Below are 15,053 nucleotides of genomic sequence, written 5' to 3' on the forward strand. Positions count from 1 at the left end.
GCGTCAGTGCCGGCTCAGCCGAGCACCTTGGCCGCCGGCACAAGATTGCGCATCCACATGCCGCTGGCATGCGGGGCAAAACCGGGCGGCGCGCCGCCCTGCGCGCCGGCCAGTGCCGGGGCGAGCAGCGCATGGCGGATGCCATGGGCGCGCCCCCAGTCGGCCAGCGTGTCGCAGCCGGCGTCCAGGCAGGCGCGGGCCATACCGGCACCAAGGCCGGGGCGTACCCACCATTCCGTGGCCAGGGCGGCCAGGCCAGCCAGTTCCAGGCTTGGCACCAGCGCCACCGGCAGGCAAGCCAGCACATCGTCCGGCGCGCCGCCATAGGCCAGAAGGCAGATCCCGCGCCCGGACTGCGCCAGCAACTCGTCCAGCATCAGCCGCCGAGCCCTGGCCGCCGGCACCGGCAACGGCTGCACGACTGCCAGCCAGGCCTCCAGCATGGCGCCATCGGCACTCTGGCCGGCGCGTACCCACAGCTGCGGCATGGGCCGTTGCGGCGTTGCGTCGGGACGGCCCGAGCCGTCCGGAAGCGGCGGATCTTGGGAATCAGGGGGATAGTCGGGCATGGCGGGCAACGGAAAGCGCCCGCATTGTCGCATGCGTCGGGGACCGGGGTGATGCCGATCCGGCATGGGTGCCCCACAATGAGGCGAACACGGCACAGTGAAGGATTGCGTGCTCGCTGCCGTGGGCGAAGCACCAATGAAAAAAGCGTTGCCGAGGATCACCCGGCAACGCCCTTTATTTTATAACGCTGCTACCCGACACCGGGTGCGCGCCTGTCGTCTCCTCGCTTCCGCCTCCATTTAACCTGCGAAAACCGTATATGGAATGTAACGAAGCGGTGCACAGAGGACAAGCTAGAAAAAACCCTAGCCCCAGAATCGGGCATGTCGCCCCACGATCACTCGTGCTTGCGGCCGAACCGGGCCAGCAGCTCGCCCATGATGCCGCGGCGGAAGGTCAGCACGCAGATCACGAAGATCACGCCGGTCACCATCGTCACCGACTCGCCCAGCGTGTTGAACCACTGCAGGCCGGTGGCCGAGGCCAGGAAGCTGCCGATGTCGCCCAGCTTGTTTTCCAGCGCCACGATCACGAAGGCGCCGACGATCGGGCCCGACAAGGTGCCCAGGCCGCCCACCAGCGTCATCAGGATCACCGAGCCCGACATCGACCAGTGCACGTCGGTCAGAGTCTCGAAGCCCAGCACCAGCGCCTTGATCGAGCCGGCCAGCCCCGACAGCGCCGCCGAGAGCACGAAAGCGGTCAGCTTGAAGCGGTCGACATCGTAGCCCAGCGAGATAGCCCGCGGCTCGTTCTCCTTGATCGCCTTCAGGATCTGGCCGAACGGCGAATGCACCGTGCGCACGATCAGCGCGAAGGCCGCGACAATGATCACCAGCGCCACGTAGTAGAGCGTCAGGTCATTGGACAGCGGCAGCACGCCGAACAGCTTGCCGCGCGGGATGCCCTGCAGTCCGTCCTCGCCGCCGGTGAATGGCGCCTGCAGGCAGATAAAGAACAGCATCTGCGCCAGCGCCAGCGTGATCATCGAGAAGTAGATGCCCTGACGCCGGATCGCCAGCGAGCCGACCACGTAGCCGATCAGCGCGCCGGTGGCCGTGCCCAGGATCAGCCCGATCTCGGGCGTCACGCCCCAGGCCTTCATGGCATGGCCGGCCGCGTAGCCGGCACCGCCGAAGAAGGCCGCATGGCCGAACGACAGCAGCCCGGTATAGCCGATCAGCAGATTGAACGCGCAGGCAAACAGCGCAAAGCACAGCACCTTGAGCACAAATACCGGATAGGCACCCGCCAGCGGCGCGGCGATCAGCCCCAGCAGCAGCAATCCGTACAACAGTTTCTTCTGCACGCCCTGTCCCTTTCCTGCCCGGCCCGCGTTGGCAGCCACTGCGGGCCGCGTCGATGATGTGGTTGGTGCGCTCATCACTTCTCCTTCCCGAACAGCCCGGCCGGGCGCAGCAGCAGCACGATCACCATGATGAAGAACACCACGGTCGACGATGCTTCAGGATAGAACACCTTGGTCAGGCCCTCGACCACGCCTAGCCCCAGGCCGGTCAGGATCGACCCCATGATCGAGCCCATGCCGCCAATCACCACCACCGCGAACACGATGATGATCAGGTTCTGGCCCATCAGCGGCGAGATCTGGATCACCGGCGCGGCCAGCACCCCGGCAAACGCCGCCAGCGCCACGCCGAAGCCGTAGGTCAGCGTCACCATCAGCGGCACGTTGACGCCGAAGGCCTCGACCATCTTTGGGTTCTCGGTGCCGGCGCGCAGGTAGGCGCCCAGCTTGGTCTTCTCGATCACGTACCAGGTCGCGAAGCACACCACCAGCGACGCCACCACGACCCAGGCGCGGTAGTTCGGCAGGATCATGAAGCCGAGGTCGGTCGCACCCTGCAGCGCGTCAGGCGTCTGGTACGGCAGGCCCGACACGCCGTAGATCGAGCGGAAGATGCCTTCGATCACCAGCGTGATGCCCAGCGTCAGCAGCAGGCCATAGATGTGGTCGAGCTTGTAGATCCAGCGCAGCATGGTCTTCTCGATCACCACCCCGATGGCGGCAACCACCAGCGGCGACAGCAGCAGCATGATCCAGTAGTTGAGCCCGGCGTACTCCATGCCCATCCAGGCCAGCACCGCACCCAGCATGAAGAGCGCGCCGTGCGCGAAGTTGATGACGTTGAGCAGGCCGAAGATGACCGCCAGGCCCAGGCTCAGCATCGCATAGAAGGCGCCGTTCACCAGCCCCAGCAACAGCTGGGAAAGCATGGCAGGCAGGGGAATTCCGAAGATGTCCATGGGCATCCGTTGCTGGTTGTGTCTCCCCTCTCCCGCTTCGGGTGAGGGGTTGGGGGAGAGGGCCGGCGTGCAAGAGGCTGCCGACTTCAACACCGGCGCGTGCGGGCCTCAGGACCGCTGCCGGAAGTTTGGTTGCGCCACGCTCCTGCTAGCGCCGGCCCTCTTCCCCTGCCCCTCTCCCGCGCGCGGGAGAGGGGAGCAAACCGTCGCAGTGTCGACGGCTCTTACTTCTTCAACATCGCGCACTTCGACTCGGCCACCGTCGTGAATGCCTGGTCGCCCGGGATGGTCGCCACCACCTTCAGGTAATCCCACGGCTTCTTCGACTCGGCCGCGGTCTTCACCTGCATCAGGTACATGTCGTGGATGCCACGGCCGTCCTGGCGGATATAGCCCTTGGTGTAGAAGTCGTTGATCTTCATCTTCTTCAGCTCGGCCATGACCTTGTCCGGATCATCGGTCTTGGCTGCTTCCACCGCCTTCAGGTAGGTGCTGGCGGCCGAATAGTCCGCGGCCTGCAGGCTGCTCGGCATCTTCTTCATCTTGCCGAAGAAGCGGTTGGCGAACTTGCGGGTGTCGTCGTTCATGTCCCAGTACCAGCTGTCGGTCATCAGCAGGCCTTCGGTGTTCTTCAGACCCAGGCTGTGGATGTCATTGATGAACATCAGCAGGCCAGCGATCTTCATCGTCTTGGTGATGCCGAATTCCTTGGCCGCCTTGATCGCATTGATGGTGTCGCCGCCGGCGTTGGCCAGGCCCAGGATCTGCGCCTTCGACGACTGCGCCTGCAGCAGGAACGACGAGAAGTCGGACGCCGACAGCGGATGCCGTACCTGCCCCGCCACCGTGCCGCCGCTGGCCTTCACCACCGCGGCGGTGTCGCTTTCCAGCGAGTGCCCGAAGGCGTAGTCGGCGGTCAGGAAGAACCACGACTTGCCGCCCTGCTTGACCACCGCGCTGCCGGTGCCCTTGGCCAGCGCCACCGTGTCATAGGCATAGTGCACCGTGTACGGCGAGCACTCTTCGTTGGTCAGGCGCGCGGTGCCGGCACCGATGTTGATGTAGACGCGCTTCTTCTCGGAAGCGACCTTGTTCATCGCCAGCGCGGTGCCGGAGTTGGTGCCGCCCAGCAGCATGTCCAGGCCCTGCTGGTCCATCCATTCGCGCGCCTTGGAGGCGGCGATGTCGGCCTTGTTCTGGTGATCGGCGGAAACGATCTCGATGGGCTTGCCCAGCACCTTGCCGCCGCGGTCCTCGATCGCCATCTTGATGGCTTCCAGGCCGCCGGGGCCGTCGATGTCGGCGTACAGGCCCGACATGTCGGTGATATAGCCGATCTTTACGGTGTCGCCGGATACCTGCGCGGCAGCGCCGAACGAAACCGCACCCATGGCAATAGCCGCCATCGCGGCCGCGAGCCGAGTCTTTTTCATCTCTTTGTCTCCTGATTTGCGGCGGCGATGCGCCACCCGTTCCTGCCAAACAGCAATCAACGATCCGGGTATCGGTCAGATCCCGGGATCAGACCCCGAGCAGTTCATGCAGCACCGGCATCTTTGCCTGCAGATCGCCGGCATCGAAGCGTTCGACGATGCTGCCGTGCTCCATCACGTAGAAGCGGTCGGCCAGCGGCGCGGCGAAGCGGAAGTTCTGCTCCACCATCACCACCGTGTACCCCTTCTGCTTGAGCATCCGGATCATGCGCGCCAGCGCCTGCACGATCACCGGTGCCAGCCCTTCCGAGATTTCATCGAGCAGCAGCAGGTTGGCGCCGGTGCGCAGGATGCGCGCCACCGCCAGCATCTGCTGCTCGCCGCCCGACAGGCGCGTGCCCTGGCTCTGGCGGCGCTCCTTCAGGTTGGGGAACATGTCGTAGATCTCGGACTCGCTCATGCCCGCGGTCGTCTCACCACCCTTGCCCTTGAGCTGCGGCGGCAGCAGCAGGTTCTCCTCGCACGACAGGCTGGAGAAGATCGCGCGCTCTTCCGGGCAGTAGCCGATGCCGTAGTGCGCGATCTTGTGCGTGGGCAGGCCGATGGTCTCGTTGCCGTTGACCTTGATCGAGCCCTTGCGCGCGCCGGTCAGGCCCATGATCGCGCGCAGCGTGGTGGTGCGCCCGGCGCCGTTGCGGCCCAGCAGCGTCACCACTTCGCCGCGGTTCACCGTGAGGTCGACGCCGTGCAGGATGTGCGATTCGCCATACCAGGCCTGCAGGCCCTTGATTTCGAGGGCGGGAGTGTTGTTCGTGCTGATCGTACTCATTTGCTCGTCCCCCGCTTCAGTGCGCGCCCTGCAGCTCGGCATCGGCCGTGCCCATGTAGGCCTCCATCACGCGCGGGTCCTTCGACACCTCGGCGTAAGGCCCCTCGGCCAGGATTGCGCCCCGCTGCAGCACGGTGATCTTGTCGGCGATCGACGAGACCACGCTCATGTTGTGCTCGACCATCAAAATGGTGCGGCCGGCGGAGACCTTCTTGATCAGCTGCGTGACGCGGTCCACGTCCTCGTGGCCCATGCCCTGCGTGGGCTCGTCGAGCAGCATCAGCTCCGGCTCCATCGCCAGCGTGGTGGCGATCTCCAGCGCGCGCTTGCGCCCGTACGGCAGGTTCACCGTCAGCGTGTACGCGAACTCGGTCAGCCCCACCTGCTCGAGCAGCTCCATGGCGCGGTCGTTGAGCACATCGAGCGAGCGCTCGCTGCGCCAGAACTGGTACGCGGTGCCAAGCTGTCGCTGCAGCCCGATGCGCACGTTCTCCATCACCGTCAGGTGCGGGAACACCGCCGAGATCTGGAACGAACGGATCACGCCGCGGCGCGCGATCTGCGCGGGCTTCTCGCGGGTGATGTCGATGCCGTTGAATACGATGGTGCCGGTGGTCGGCTCCAGGAACTTGGTGAGCAGGTTGAAGCAAGTGGTCTTGCCTGCGCCATTAGGGCCGATCAACGCATGGATCGAGCCGCGGCGCACCTGTAGGTTGACGTCGCTCACCGCGGTGAACCCCTTGAACTCCTTGGTGAGGTTCCGCGTTTCCAGGATGGTTTCCTGCTGGTTCATGTCTCCTGCCCGCCCTTCGTTGTACGCCGGGTGATGCCCGGCACTGACTGATGGTCCGAACCGGCCTGTAGGCCCTGTGCCGCGTCCGCCAGGCACGTCCGTGGTCGCGGCGTGCTGCGGCGTCTTTGTCATGGCTGTGCGGGGCGGCTCCCGCCGGAGGACAGCGGCCAGCACAATGTGCAGCCCGCGCACCCTCCGAGGCGTCTATTGTGTGCGCCTGTTGCATCGCAAAACATCGGGGTTTGCACTATGAAACATGAACCAAGTGTCAGTTTTTTTGCAGGCGCACATGATCAGCAAACGCCACCTGGCGCCCCCATGCTTTCGCGCCCGATTTCCCATGCTGCGCACCCCGCGCCTGCCACCTTCAGGCGTTTTCCGCCGCGGCGAGTGGCGCTGGCGCCATCACTCCCGCTGCCCCCGCGCCGCGCCGGCGGTCTTCGCGGATCATGTCGCTGGCGCGCTCGGCAATCATGATGGTGGGCGAGTTGGTATTGCCCGAGGTGATCAGCGGCATCACCGAGGCATCGACCACGCGCAGCCCCTCGATGCCGAACACCCGCAGCCGGTTGTCGACCACTGCCATGCCGTCGTCGCCGCGTCCCATCTTGCAGGTGCCGACGGGATGGAAGATGGTGGTGCCGATGCTGCCGGCGGCTTCGGCCAGTTCTTCGTCGGTCTGGAACGCGGCACCCGGCAGGTATTCCTCGGGCTGGTACGGCGCCAGCGCCGGCGATGCCACGATGCGGCGCGTCAGCCGCAACGAATCGGCGGCGACACGCCGGTCTTCATCGGTCGACAGGTAGTTGGGCGCGATCACCGGCGCATCGCGGAAATCGGCGCTGCGCGCATGCACGCTGCCGCGCGACGTCGGCCGCAGGTTGCAGGCGCTGGCGGTGAAGGCATTGAACGCGTGCAGCGGATCGCCGAATTTGTCCAGCGACAGCGGCTGCACGTGGTACTCCACATTGGGCCGCGCCTGCGACGGATCCGAGCGCGCGAATGCACCCAGCTGCGACGGCGCCATGCTCATCGGCCCGCTCTGGTTGAAGGCGTACTCGACGCCGATGCACAACTTGCCCCACAGGCTGGCGGCACGCGTGTTGAGCGTACGCACGCCATTGACCTTGACCACGGTGCGCAGCTGCAGGTGGTCCTGCAGGTTTTCACCCACGCCGGGCAAGGCGTGGCGTACCTCGATGCCGAGTGCGCGCAGCCGTTCCGGCTCGCCGATGCCGGACAGCTCCAGCAGCTGCGGCGTATTGACCGCGCCGGCGGAAAGGATGACTTCATGCCGCGCCGCCGCGGCATGCGGCTGCCCGCCACCGATGTATTGCACGCCAGTGCAGCGGCGCCCGTCGAAGGTAAGCGCGCTGACTTGCGCGCCGGTGACGATGGTCAGGTTCGGGCGCTCCGACGCGCGGCGCAGGAAGGCCTTGGCGGTGTTCCAGCGGATGCCGCGGCGCTGGTTCACTTCAAAGTAGCCGACGCCGAAGTTGTCGCCCTGGTTGAAGTCGTCGGTACGCGGGATGCCGGCTTGCTCCGCCGCATCGGCAAAGCGCTCGAGGATGTCCCAGCGCAGCCGCTGCGCTTCGACGCGCCACTCGCCGTGGGCACCATGGAATTCGCTTGGTCCGCGGTGGTGGTCTTCGCAGCGCTTGAACAGCGGAAGCACGTTGTCCCATTTCCAGCCGTCGTCGCCGGACAGGCGGGCCCAGTCGTCGTAGTCTTCGCGCTGGCCGCGCATGTAGATCATGCCGTTGATTGACGAGCATCCGCCCAAGACGCGGCCGCGGGGGTAGCCAAGGGAGCGGCCGTTCAGGCCGGCCTCGGCTTCGGTGCGGTAGAGCCAGTCCGTGCGGGGGTTGCCGATGCAGTACAGGTAGCCTACCGGGATGTGGATCCAGTGGTAGTCGTCTTTGCCGCCAGCTTCCAGCAGGAGGACGTTGATGTCAGGGTCCTGGGTCAGGCGGTTGGCCAGGACACAGCCGGCTGAGCCGGCGCCAACGATGATGTAGTCGAATGTCTCCATGGCTTTCTTATGTTTGGAATGTGTGCTTTGCCTGCGGCTTGGCAGCAAAAACCAAAAACCAATCAAGACCTTACTTAGCCACCGGCATCGTAAATTCAGCCCCCTTGGCAATGGCATCCGGCCACCGCTGCATCACGCTCTTGTAGCGCGTATAGAACCGCACGCCTTCTTCGCCATAGGCATGATGGTCGCCGAACAGCGAACGTTTCCATCCACCAAATGAATGCCAGGCCATAGGCACAGGGATGGGAACATTAATCCCGACCATACCAATCTGGATCTGCCGGGCAAACGCCCGCGCAATCCCGCCGTCGCTGGTGTAGCACGACACGCCGTTGCCAAACTCGTGCGCATTGATCAACGCCACCGCCTCGGCAAAGTCATGCACCCGCACCACCGACAAGACCGGTCCAAAAATCTCTTCCTTGTAGATGGTCATGTCGGGCTTCACATGATCGAACAACGTGCCACCGACGTAGAAGCCGTTTTCATGCCCTTCGACCTTGTGCCCCCGCCCATCGGTCACCAGCGTCGCGCCTTCTTCCACGCCGCGGGCGATGTACCCCTCGACCTTGGCCTTGTGCGCCCCGGTCACCAGCGGACCCATTTCGGCGTCTGACTCCATCCCGTTACGGATCTTCAGCGCACGCGCCCGCTCCGCCAGCCGCGGCACCAGCTTGTCAGCAACGTCCCCCACCGCCACGGCAACGGAGATCGCCATGCAGCGCTCGCCCGCCGAGCCATAAGCCGCACCAATCAGCGCATCGACCGCCTGGTCCAGGTCCGCATCCGGCATCACCACCAGGTGGTTCTTGGCCCCGCCCAGGGCCTGCACCCGCTTGCCATGCCTGGTCCCTTCCGTATAGATGTACTCGGCAATCGGCGTCGAGCCAACGAACGACAACGCCTGCACATCCGGATGCGACAGCAGCGCATCGACTGCTTCCTTGTCCCCCTGCACGACGTTGAACACGCCATCGGGCAAGCCAGCCTGGCGCAACAGATCGGCAATCAGCAAGCTGGGCGAAGGATCGCGCTCCGACGGCTTCAGCACGAACGTATTGCCGCATGCCAGTGCCACCGGGAACATCCACATCGGCACCATCACCGGGAAGTTGAACGGCGTGATCCCCGCCACCACGCCTAGCGGCTGGCGCAGGTTCCAGTTGTCGATGCCGCCACCGATGTTGTCGGTGAAGTCCGTCTTGAGCAGGTTGGGAATGCCGCAGGCAAACTCCACCACCTCGATGCCGCGCGTGACTTCGCCCCTGGCATCGGAGAACACCTTGCCATGCTCGCGCGTGATCAGCGCGGCCAGGTCGTCATGGTGCTGGTCGAGCAGCTCCTTGAACTTGAACAGGATGCGCGCGCGGCGCAGCGGTGGCGTCTCGGCCCATGCCGGAAACGCGGCCTTGGCGGCAGCCACGGCGTCGGCAACGTCCTGCGCGGTAGCAAGCGCCACGCGTGCGGCAACTTCGCCAATCGCAGGGTTGTAGATATCGGCCAGGCGTTGCGACGCGCCACGCGTCTGCCGGCCCCCGATGAAATGTCCAACGGTAGTTTGCACAGCGCTGGCTTCTGCAAGGATGTCTTCCACTTCCACTCCTGCTTGATACTGGATATCGAGGATCGGCCGCAATCATTGCGCGCGGTAATAATAGCGATAACAGCGCCGCAGCGTCGCTTGCCGCGCATGGCGCAGCGGGCCGGAATGAGCGCAAGCTTGGTGCAGTTGCACCGCCCCGTCCAATGATTTATCGTCAAGCGCAATATAAGCCGCGCTAAATATTGCGCCGCACCACTCGCGCATTCGAAACGCCCCCATTGCATTGGACCTCCACCACCTGCGCGCATTCGTCGCCGTCGCACGAGAAGGCAATCTGACCCGCGCCGCGCAACGCCTGCACCTGACCCAGCCCGCGGTCAGCCTGCAGCTCAAGGCGCTGCAGTCGGCGTGGCGCATCAAGCTGTTCGAACGCACCGCCGCCGGCCTGACACTGACCGCGGACGGCGCTGCACTGCTGCCGCTGGCCGAGCGCATCCTCGACGGCGTGGGCGACCTTCAGCACACCGTCGATGCCATGCATCACACGGTGCGCGGGCGGCTGGCGATCGGCACCATCCTGGATCCGGAATTCACGCGGCTGGGACCGATGCTGCGCACGCTGGTCGAGCGCCACCCGCAGATCGGCACCGAGCTGCGCCATGGCATGTCGGGCTGGGTACTGCAACAGGTACGCAGCGGCGCGCTCGACGTCGGCTTCTACCTCGGCCAGCCGGCCGACGCGAGCTTCCATGCGCTTACGCTGACGCCCTTCTCCTACTACGTGGTCGCGCCCAAGGGCTGGAAGGAACGCACCGCGCTGCGCTCATGGGCACAGCTGGCAACGCTGCCGTGGATCTGGACGCCGCCCGAATCGGCGCATAACCGCCTGCTGTGCGAGCGCTTCGCGCAAGCGGGTGTCGACGCGGCCGGGGTACCCAAGGTAGCGCATGTGGACCAGGAAGCCTCGATGCTGGACCTGGTCCGTTCCGGCGTGGGACTGTCGCTGGTACGCGATTCGATTGCGCTGCGCGAGTCGCATGCGCACGGCCTGGTGATCGTCGAGGGCATGTCCGTGCAGACCGAGCTGACGCTGGTCTGCCTGGCAACGCGCCGCGACGACCCGGTGGTGGCCGCGGTGTTCGGCGTGGCGGAGTCGGTGTTCCGGACCTAGCCCGATGGCGGCGCCGAGGCCGCAGGGGGTTGCAAGTGCCGCCGCAGCCAGTCGCCCAGCGCCGCGAACACTTCGCCGCGCAGCGGCTGTGCTTCGTTGAAGATCTCGTGAAAGCCGTGCGGATACCAGACCTCATCGCGCAGGTCGGGCGGCGCATTGTCGAAGAAGCTGCGGCTGCCCGCCGGATCGACCACGCGGTCGGCGCCGCCGACCAGCATCAGCATCGGCGCCTCCAGCCGCGCGGCATCGGCCTGTGCCTGCGCCATGCCGCGGATAAAGCTCTCCAGCACGCTGGCGGTGATGGTGGTCTGCACCAGCGGGTCGGCGCGGTAGGCCGCCACCACGGCCGGATCGTGCGACAGGTGCCGCGCGTCGATCGGGTTGGGCACGCGCAGGCGCGGCGCCAGCGTCAGCAGCACGCGGTGCAGCGCCAGCATCGGCTGCGCCAGCCGCAGCGCCAGCGCGGGGGATGACAGCACCAGCGCGCGCACCGGGCGCACGCGCGCGGTGGCAAAGCGCGCCGCGATCAGCCCGCCCATGCTGTGGCCGAGCAGGATCGGCAGCTCGTTCCAGTCATGCAGCGCGGCGTCGTAGACCTCGGCCAGGTCCTCGAGATAGATGTCGGGATGGTCGGCCACCATGCGCGCGCCGCCGCTGGCGCCGTGGCCGCGCAGGTCGAACGCGCGCACGCGCAATCCCAATCCGCACAGCAGTTCGGCGACGTGCTGGTAGCGCCCGGCGTGTTCTGCAAGCCCGTGCACCAGCAGCACCGAGCCAAGCGGTTCCGCAAAGCGGCCGGGATCGGGGAGCCAGGTGCGCAGCAGCAGCTCGGTGCCGTCGCGCATGCGCTGGCGGCTTTGCACCGGCGCGTGCGCAATGGCGGGGCCAGGGGCTGTAGTGGTGCCCCGGGCCTCGGCGGCGCCAGCGGAAGCGGGATCGTCCGTCATCGGTTGTGCCATGCGCTACGGTCTCCTCTGCGGCCGGGCCGGCGTGTGCGCCGGCATTGTTCTTTGTCTTGCTGCGTGACTGCACCAAACGGCACAAGGCGATCAGTGACAGCCCTGTTCTTCCCGCGCCGCGTGGCGCGCGTCGCCAGTGCCAGGCACATCCGCGATATCGGCCAGGATCGGGCAATCCGGCCGGTCGTCGCCGCTGCAATGCTGCGCCAGTTGCCGCAATGTATCGCGCATCGCCGCCAGTTCGGCAATGCGCTGCTCCAGGTCGGCCACGTGCCTCAGCGTCAGCGCCTTGACGTCGGCGCTGGCGCGGCCGCGGTCGCGCCACAGCGACAGCAGGTCGCGGATCTCGTCGAGCGAGAAGCCCAGATTACGGGCGCGCCGCACGAAGCGCAAGGTATGCACCGCGCGTTCGTCATAGCGCCGGTAGCCGCCCTCGGTGCGCGGCGGCGCCTCCACCAGCCCGATCGATTCGTAGTGCCGGATCATCTTGGCCGACACGCCCGACGCTTGCGCCGCTTCGCCGATATTCATCGCTTGCCTCCCTGTGCGGTGGCTGCCGTGGCTGCCGTTCTGGACTGCGGATGCCAGCGCCGCAGCAGCAAGGCGTTGCTGACCACGCTGACGCTGGAGAACGCCATCGCCGCGCCCGCCACCACCGGGTTCAGCAGCCCCGCCGCCGCCAGCGGGATGCCGACCACGTTGTAGAAGAATGCCCAGAACAGGTTCTGCCGGATCTTGCGCACGGTGCGGTGCGAGACCGCCAGCGCGTCGGCCACCAGCGCCGGGTCGCCGCGCATCAGCGTGATGCCGGCTGCGTGCATGGCCACGTCGGTGCCGGTCGACATAGCGATGCCGACATCGGCCGCCGCCAGCGCCGGTGCATCGTTGATGCCGTCGCCGACCATCGCCACGACCGCACCGCCCTGGCCCAGCGCCTGCACACGCGCGGCCTTGTCCTCGGGCAGCACCTCGGCCTGCACCTCGTCGAGGCCGAGCTCGCGCGCTACCCGCGCCGCCGCACCGGCGTTGTCGCCGGTCAGCATCACGGTGCGCACGCCCGCCGCGCGCAGCCGGGCGATCGCCTTGGGCGCGCGCGGCTTGATCGCATCGCCAAACGCAACCAGCCCGACGACGCGTGGCGGCGTGGTCTCGACCAGCCACGACACGGTGCGGCCTTCGCCTTGCAGCCGCTGCGCCACCGGTGCCAGCGTACCCGCGTCAGCACCGAGCAATTCGCGCAGGCGTTCGCTGCCGAGTTGCAGCGCCTGGCCGTCGACCACGCCGGCAATGCCGCGGCCCGGCAGCGCCTTGACGTCCTCGGCCCTGGGCACGTCGATGCCGCGCGCCTGCGCCGCGGCCAGCACCGCGCGTGCCAGCGGGTGTTCGCTGCCGGCCTGCAGCGCGGCCAGACGCGCCAGCAGCGCGCCGCCGTCGGCATCGGCGTCGGCATCGGAAGAATCGGCAGCATGCAGCGCCACCACCTCGGGCTTGCCGACCGTCAGCGTGCCGGTCTTGTCGAACGCCACCACGCTGACGCGATGCGCCACTTCCAGCGCCTCGGCGTCCTTGATCAGGATGCCGGCACGCGCCCCCGCGCCGGTGCCCGCCATGATCGCGGTGGGCGTGGCCAGCCCCAGCGCGCACGGGCAGGCGATCACCAGCACCGCCACCGCATTGAGCAGCGCCGCTTCCCAGTTTCCGCCCAGCAGGCCCCAGCCCAGCACCGTCAGCAGCGCGATCACCAGCACCACCGGCACGAACACCGCGCTGACCTGGTCCACCATGCGCTGGATCGGCGCCTTGGCCGCCTGCGCATGCTCGACCATGCGGATGATGCGCGCCAGCACGGTCTCGGCGCCGACGGCAACGGTGCGCGCCACCAGCAGCCCTTCGAAGTTGATCGCGCCTCCGGTCAGCCGGTCGCCCGGCTTCTTGGGCACAGGCACGCTCTCGCCGGTCAGCATCGATTCGTCCGCATGGCTGCTGCCTTCGATCACCTCGGCATCAACCGGGATGCGCTCGCCCGGGCGCACCACCACCTCGTCGCCGAGGCGCACCGAAGCCAGCGGCACGCTGATTTCCTCGCCGCCGCGGCGCACGCGCGCGGTATCGGGGCGCAATGCCGCCAGCGCGCGGATGGCCTCGGCGGTCTGGCGCTTGGCGCGCGTCTCCAGCCACTTGCCGAGCCGCACCAGCGTGATCACCACCGCCGCGCTTTCGAAGTACAGGTGCGGCATGGCGTCGGCAGGCGTGCGCCACATCAGCCACAGCGACAGCCCGTATGCCGCGGTCGTGCCCAGCGCCACCAGCAGGTCCATATTGCCGGCGCCCGCGCGCACCGCCTTCCAGCCAGCCTTATAGAAGCGCCAGCCGAACACGAACTGCACCGGCGTCGCCAGCAGCCACTGCGCCCAGGCCGGCAGCATCCAGTGCACGCCGTACCATGCCAGCACCATCGGCGCGACCAGCGGCAGCGACAGCGCGGCCGAGATCGCCACCGGCCAGGGGCCGTCCCAGAACGCAGGCGTGCGCGCGGCTTGCGTCGACGCAACTGCGCCGGCTTCGGCACCAGCCGCCGGCGTGGCCCCATAGCCCGCGCGCGCCACGGCGGCAGTCAGCGCGGCGTCATCGGCGGTGCCGCGCAGCACCGTGACCGTGGCGCGTTCGGTGGCCAGGTTGACTTGCGCCTCCACCACGCCCGGCACGGCGCGCAGCGCCTTTTCCACGCGCGAGACGCACGACGCGCAGGTCATGTCGCTGACTTGCAGTTCGACGGTGTCCTGCGGCACCGCATAGCCGGCATCGGCCACGGCGCGCGCGGCGGCCGGCAGCACGGCAGCGGAGTCGGCATGCAGGGTGGCGGCCTCGGTGGCAAGGTTGACGGCCACGTCGTGTACCCCCGGCACGCGCGCCAGCGCGTTCTCCACGCGGCGCACGCACGAGGCGCAGGTCATGCCCTCGACCGCCAGGCGCCATTCGGGCGTGTCGTCAAAGTTCTTGGCGGGTTGCGGAGCGAGCACAGCGCTGGAACTTGTCATGGTTCTGGATCATCCACAGTGTCGATGTCAGCATCATGAACCTTACCATCATGGGAAGGTCAAGTGCGGAACAGCATTTCCCGCCACTTTAAAAATCCTCTTGCGCTTCCCACCATGGCAAGGTTCACACTATGTCTGTCGCGGCGCCGTGCCGCCATTCAACCCTTCAGGAGGTTTCCAGCATGATCCAGTTCCAGGTCGAAGGCATGTCCTGCAACCATTGCGTCGGCGCCATCACGCGTGCCGTGCAGGCGGTTGATCCGGCCGCCAAGGTCAGCGCCGACGTACCGACCCAGGCCGTGCGCGTGGACAGCGGCGCCGACACGCAGGCATTGCGGCACGCCATCGAAGACGCTGGCTATCCGGTCAAGTCGGTGTCATAAGCGGCAGGCCTGCAGCAAAAAGGGACGCCCC

General features: G+C 67.0%; 13 protein-coding genes. 2 read left to right on the plus strand and 11 right to left on the minus strand.

Going from position 1 to position 15,053, the window contains the following annotated elements:
- Positions 1-14: 14 nt before the first annotated feature.
- From E0W60_RS27450 to E0W60_RS27485, 8 genes are all read right to left on the minus strand, one after another.
- On the minus strand, positions 15-488 hold the full coding sequence (locus E0W60_RS27450; protein ID WP_133097864.1) for a hypothetical protein: 474 nt from the start codon (positions 486-488) through the stop codon (positions 15-17).
- Between the two features lie 419 nt (positions 489-907).
- The gene (locus tag E0W60_RS27455) at positions 908-1,954 is read right to left on the minus strand and encodes a branched-chain amino acid ABC transporter permease (protein WP_240745909.1); all 1,047 of its coding nucleotides are present in this window, start codon (positions 1,952-1,954) and stop codon (positions 908-910) included.
- Positions 1,954-2,838: a branched-chain amino acid ABC transporter permease gene (locus E0W60_RS27460; RefSeq protein ID WP_133097865.1), complete on the minus strand. Its 885-nt coding sequence runs from the start codon at positions 2,836-2,838 to the stop codon at positions 1,954-1,956. Before E0W60_RS27460 ends, E0W60_RS27455 begins: the two co-directional genes overlap by 1 nt.
- 224 nt (positions 2,839-3,062) lie before the next feature.
- A complete protein-coding gene (locus E0W60_RS27465; protein WP_029046505.1) occupies positions 3,063-4,271 on the minus strand; it encodes an ABC transporter substrate-binding protein in 1,209 nt (402 codons plus the stop codon).
- Positions 4,272-4,359: 88 nt separating this feature from the next.
- Positions 4,360-5,091, minus strand: coding sequence for an ABC transporter ATP-binding protein (locus E0W60_RS27470; RefSeq protein WP_135704013.1), 732 nt, complete (start codon positions 5,089-5,091; stop codon positions 4,360-4,362).
- Positions 5,092-5,116: 25 nt separating this feature from the next.
- A complete protein-coding gene (locus E0W60_RS27475; protein ID WP_135706146.1) occupies positions 5,117-5,893 on the minus strand; it encodes an ABC transporter ATP-binding protein in 777 nt (258 codons plus the stop codon).
- A gap of 367 nt (positions 5,894-6,260) precedes the next feature.
- Positions 6,261-7,925 carry a GMC family oxidoreductase gene (locus E0W60_RS27480; RefSeq protein WP_133098566.1) on the minus strand — a complete coding sequence of 555 codons (1,665 nt, stop codon included), beginning with the start codon at positions 7,923-7,925 and terminating at the stop codon, positions 6,261-6,263.
- A 70-nt stretch (positions 7,926-7,995) separates the two neighbouring features.
- Positions 7,996-9,492: a CoA-acylating methylmalonate-semialdehyde dehydrogenase gene (locus tag E0W60_RS27485; protein WP_431189916.1), complete on the minus strand. Its 1,497-nt coding sequence runs from the start codon at positions 9,490-9,492 to the stop codon at positions 7,996-7,998.
- 262 nt (positions 9,493-9,754) lie between these two features.
- Here E0W60_RS27485 and E0W60_RS27490 point away from each other — a divergent pair, with 262 nt between their 5' ends.
- On the plus strand, positions 9,755-10,642 hold the full coding sequence (locus tag E0W60_RS27490; RefSeq protein ID WP_135706148.1) for a LysR family transcriptional regulator: 888 nt from the start codon (positions 9,755-9,757) through the stop codon (positions 10,640-10,642).
- On the opposite strand, the gene E0W60_RS27495 is transcribed toward E0W60_RS27490, so the two are convergent.
- The 3 genes from E0W60_RS27495 to E0W60_RS27505 form a co-directional block, all read right to left on the minus strand.
- The gene (locus tag E0W60_RS27495; RefSeq protein ID WP_135706149.1) at positions 10,639-11,601 is read right to left on the minus strand and encodes an alpha/beta fold hydrolase; all 963 of its coding nucleotides are present in this window, start codon (positions 11,599-11,601) and stop codon (positions 10,639-10,641) included. The genes E0W60_RS27490 and E0W60_RS27495 overlap by 4 nt on opposite strands.
- A gap of 90 nt (positions 11,602-11,691) precedes the next feature.
- Positions 11,692-12,132, minus strand: coding sequence for a Cu(I)-responsive transcriptional regulator (cueR, locus tag E0W60_RS27500; protein ID WP_133096571.1), 441 nt, complete (start codon positions 12,130-12,132; stop codon positions 11,692-11,694).
- A complete protein-coding gene (locus E0W60_RS27505; protein ID WP_135706150.1) occupies positions 12,129-14,639 on the minus strand; it encodes a heavy metal translocating P-type ATPase in 2,511 nt (836 codons plus the stop codon). Before E0W60_RS27505 ends, cueR begins: the two co-directional genes overlap by 4 nt.
- Before the next feature lie 182 nt (positions 14,640-14,821).
- Here E0W60_RS27505 and E0W60_RS27510 point away from each other — a divergent pair, with 182 nt between their 5' ends.
- Entirely contained in the window at positions 14,822-15,022 is a 201-nt protein-coding gene (locus E0W60_RS27510; RefSeq protein WP_063240048.1) for a heavy-metal-associated domain-containing protein, read from the plus strand.
- Positions 15,023-15,053: the final 31 nt, after the last annotated feature.

Origin of the sequence: Cupriavidus oxalaticus (assembly GCF_004768545.1) — a bacterium.
Classification (GTDB): Bacteria; Pseudomonadota; Gammaproteobacteria; order Burkholderiales; family Burkholderiaceae; genus Cupriavidus; species Cupriavidus oxalaticus_A.

Bases quoted from the DNA above. Each gene is read 5' to 3' on its own strand.
- E0W60_RS27450 (WP_133097864.1), bottom strand. From the start codon at position 488: ATGCCGCAGCTGTGGGTACGCGCCGGCCAGAGTGCCGATGGCGCCATG.
- E0W60_RS27455 (WP_240745909.1), bottom strand. From the start codon at position 1,954: ATGAGCGCACCAACCACATCATCGACGCGGCCCGCAGTGGCTGCCAAC.
- E0W60_RS27460 (WP_133097865.1), bottom strand. From the start codon at position 2,838: ATGGACATCTTCGGAATTCCCCTGCCTGCCATGCTTTCCCAGCTGTTG.
- E0W60_RS27465 (WP_029046505.1), bottom strand. From the start codon at position 4,271: ATGAAAAAGACTCGGCTCGCGGCCGCGATGGCGGCTATTGCCATGGGT.
- E0W60_RS27475 (WP_135706146.1), bottom strand. From the start codon at position 5,893: ATGAACCAGCAGGAAACCATCCTGGAAACGCGGAACCTCACCAAGGAG.
- E0W60_RS27480 (WP_133098566.1), bottom strand. From the start codon at position 7,925: ATGGAGACATTCGACTACATCATCGTTGGCGCCGGCTCAGCCGGCTGT.
- E0W60_RS27495 (WP_135706149.1), bottom strand. From the start codon at position 11,601: ATGGCACAACCGATGACGGACGATCCCGCTTCCGCTGGCGCCGCCGAG.
- cueR (WP_133096571.1), bottom strand. From the start codon at position 12,132: ATGAATATCGGCGAAGCGGCGCAAGCGTCGGGCGTGTCGGCCAAGATG.
- E0W60_RS27505 (WP_135706150.1), bottom strand. From the start codon at position 14,639: ATGACAAGTTCCAGCGCTGTGCTCGCTCCGCAACCCGCCAAGAACTTT.
- E0W60_RS27510 (WP_063240048.1), top strand. From the start codon at position 14,822: ATGATCCAGTTCCAGGTCGAAGGCATGTCCTGCAACCATTGCGTCGGC.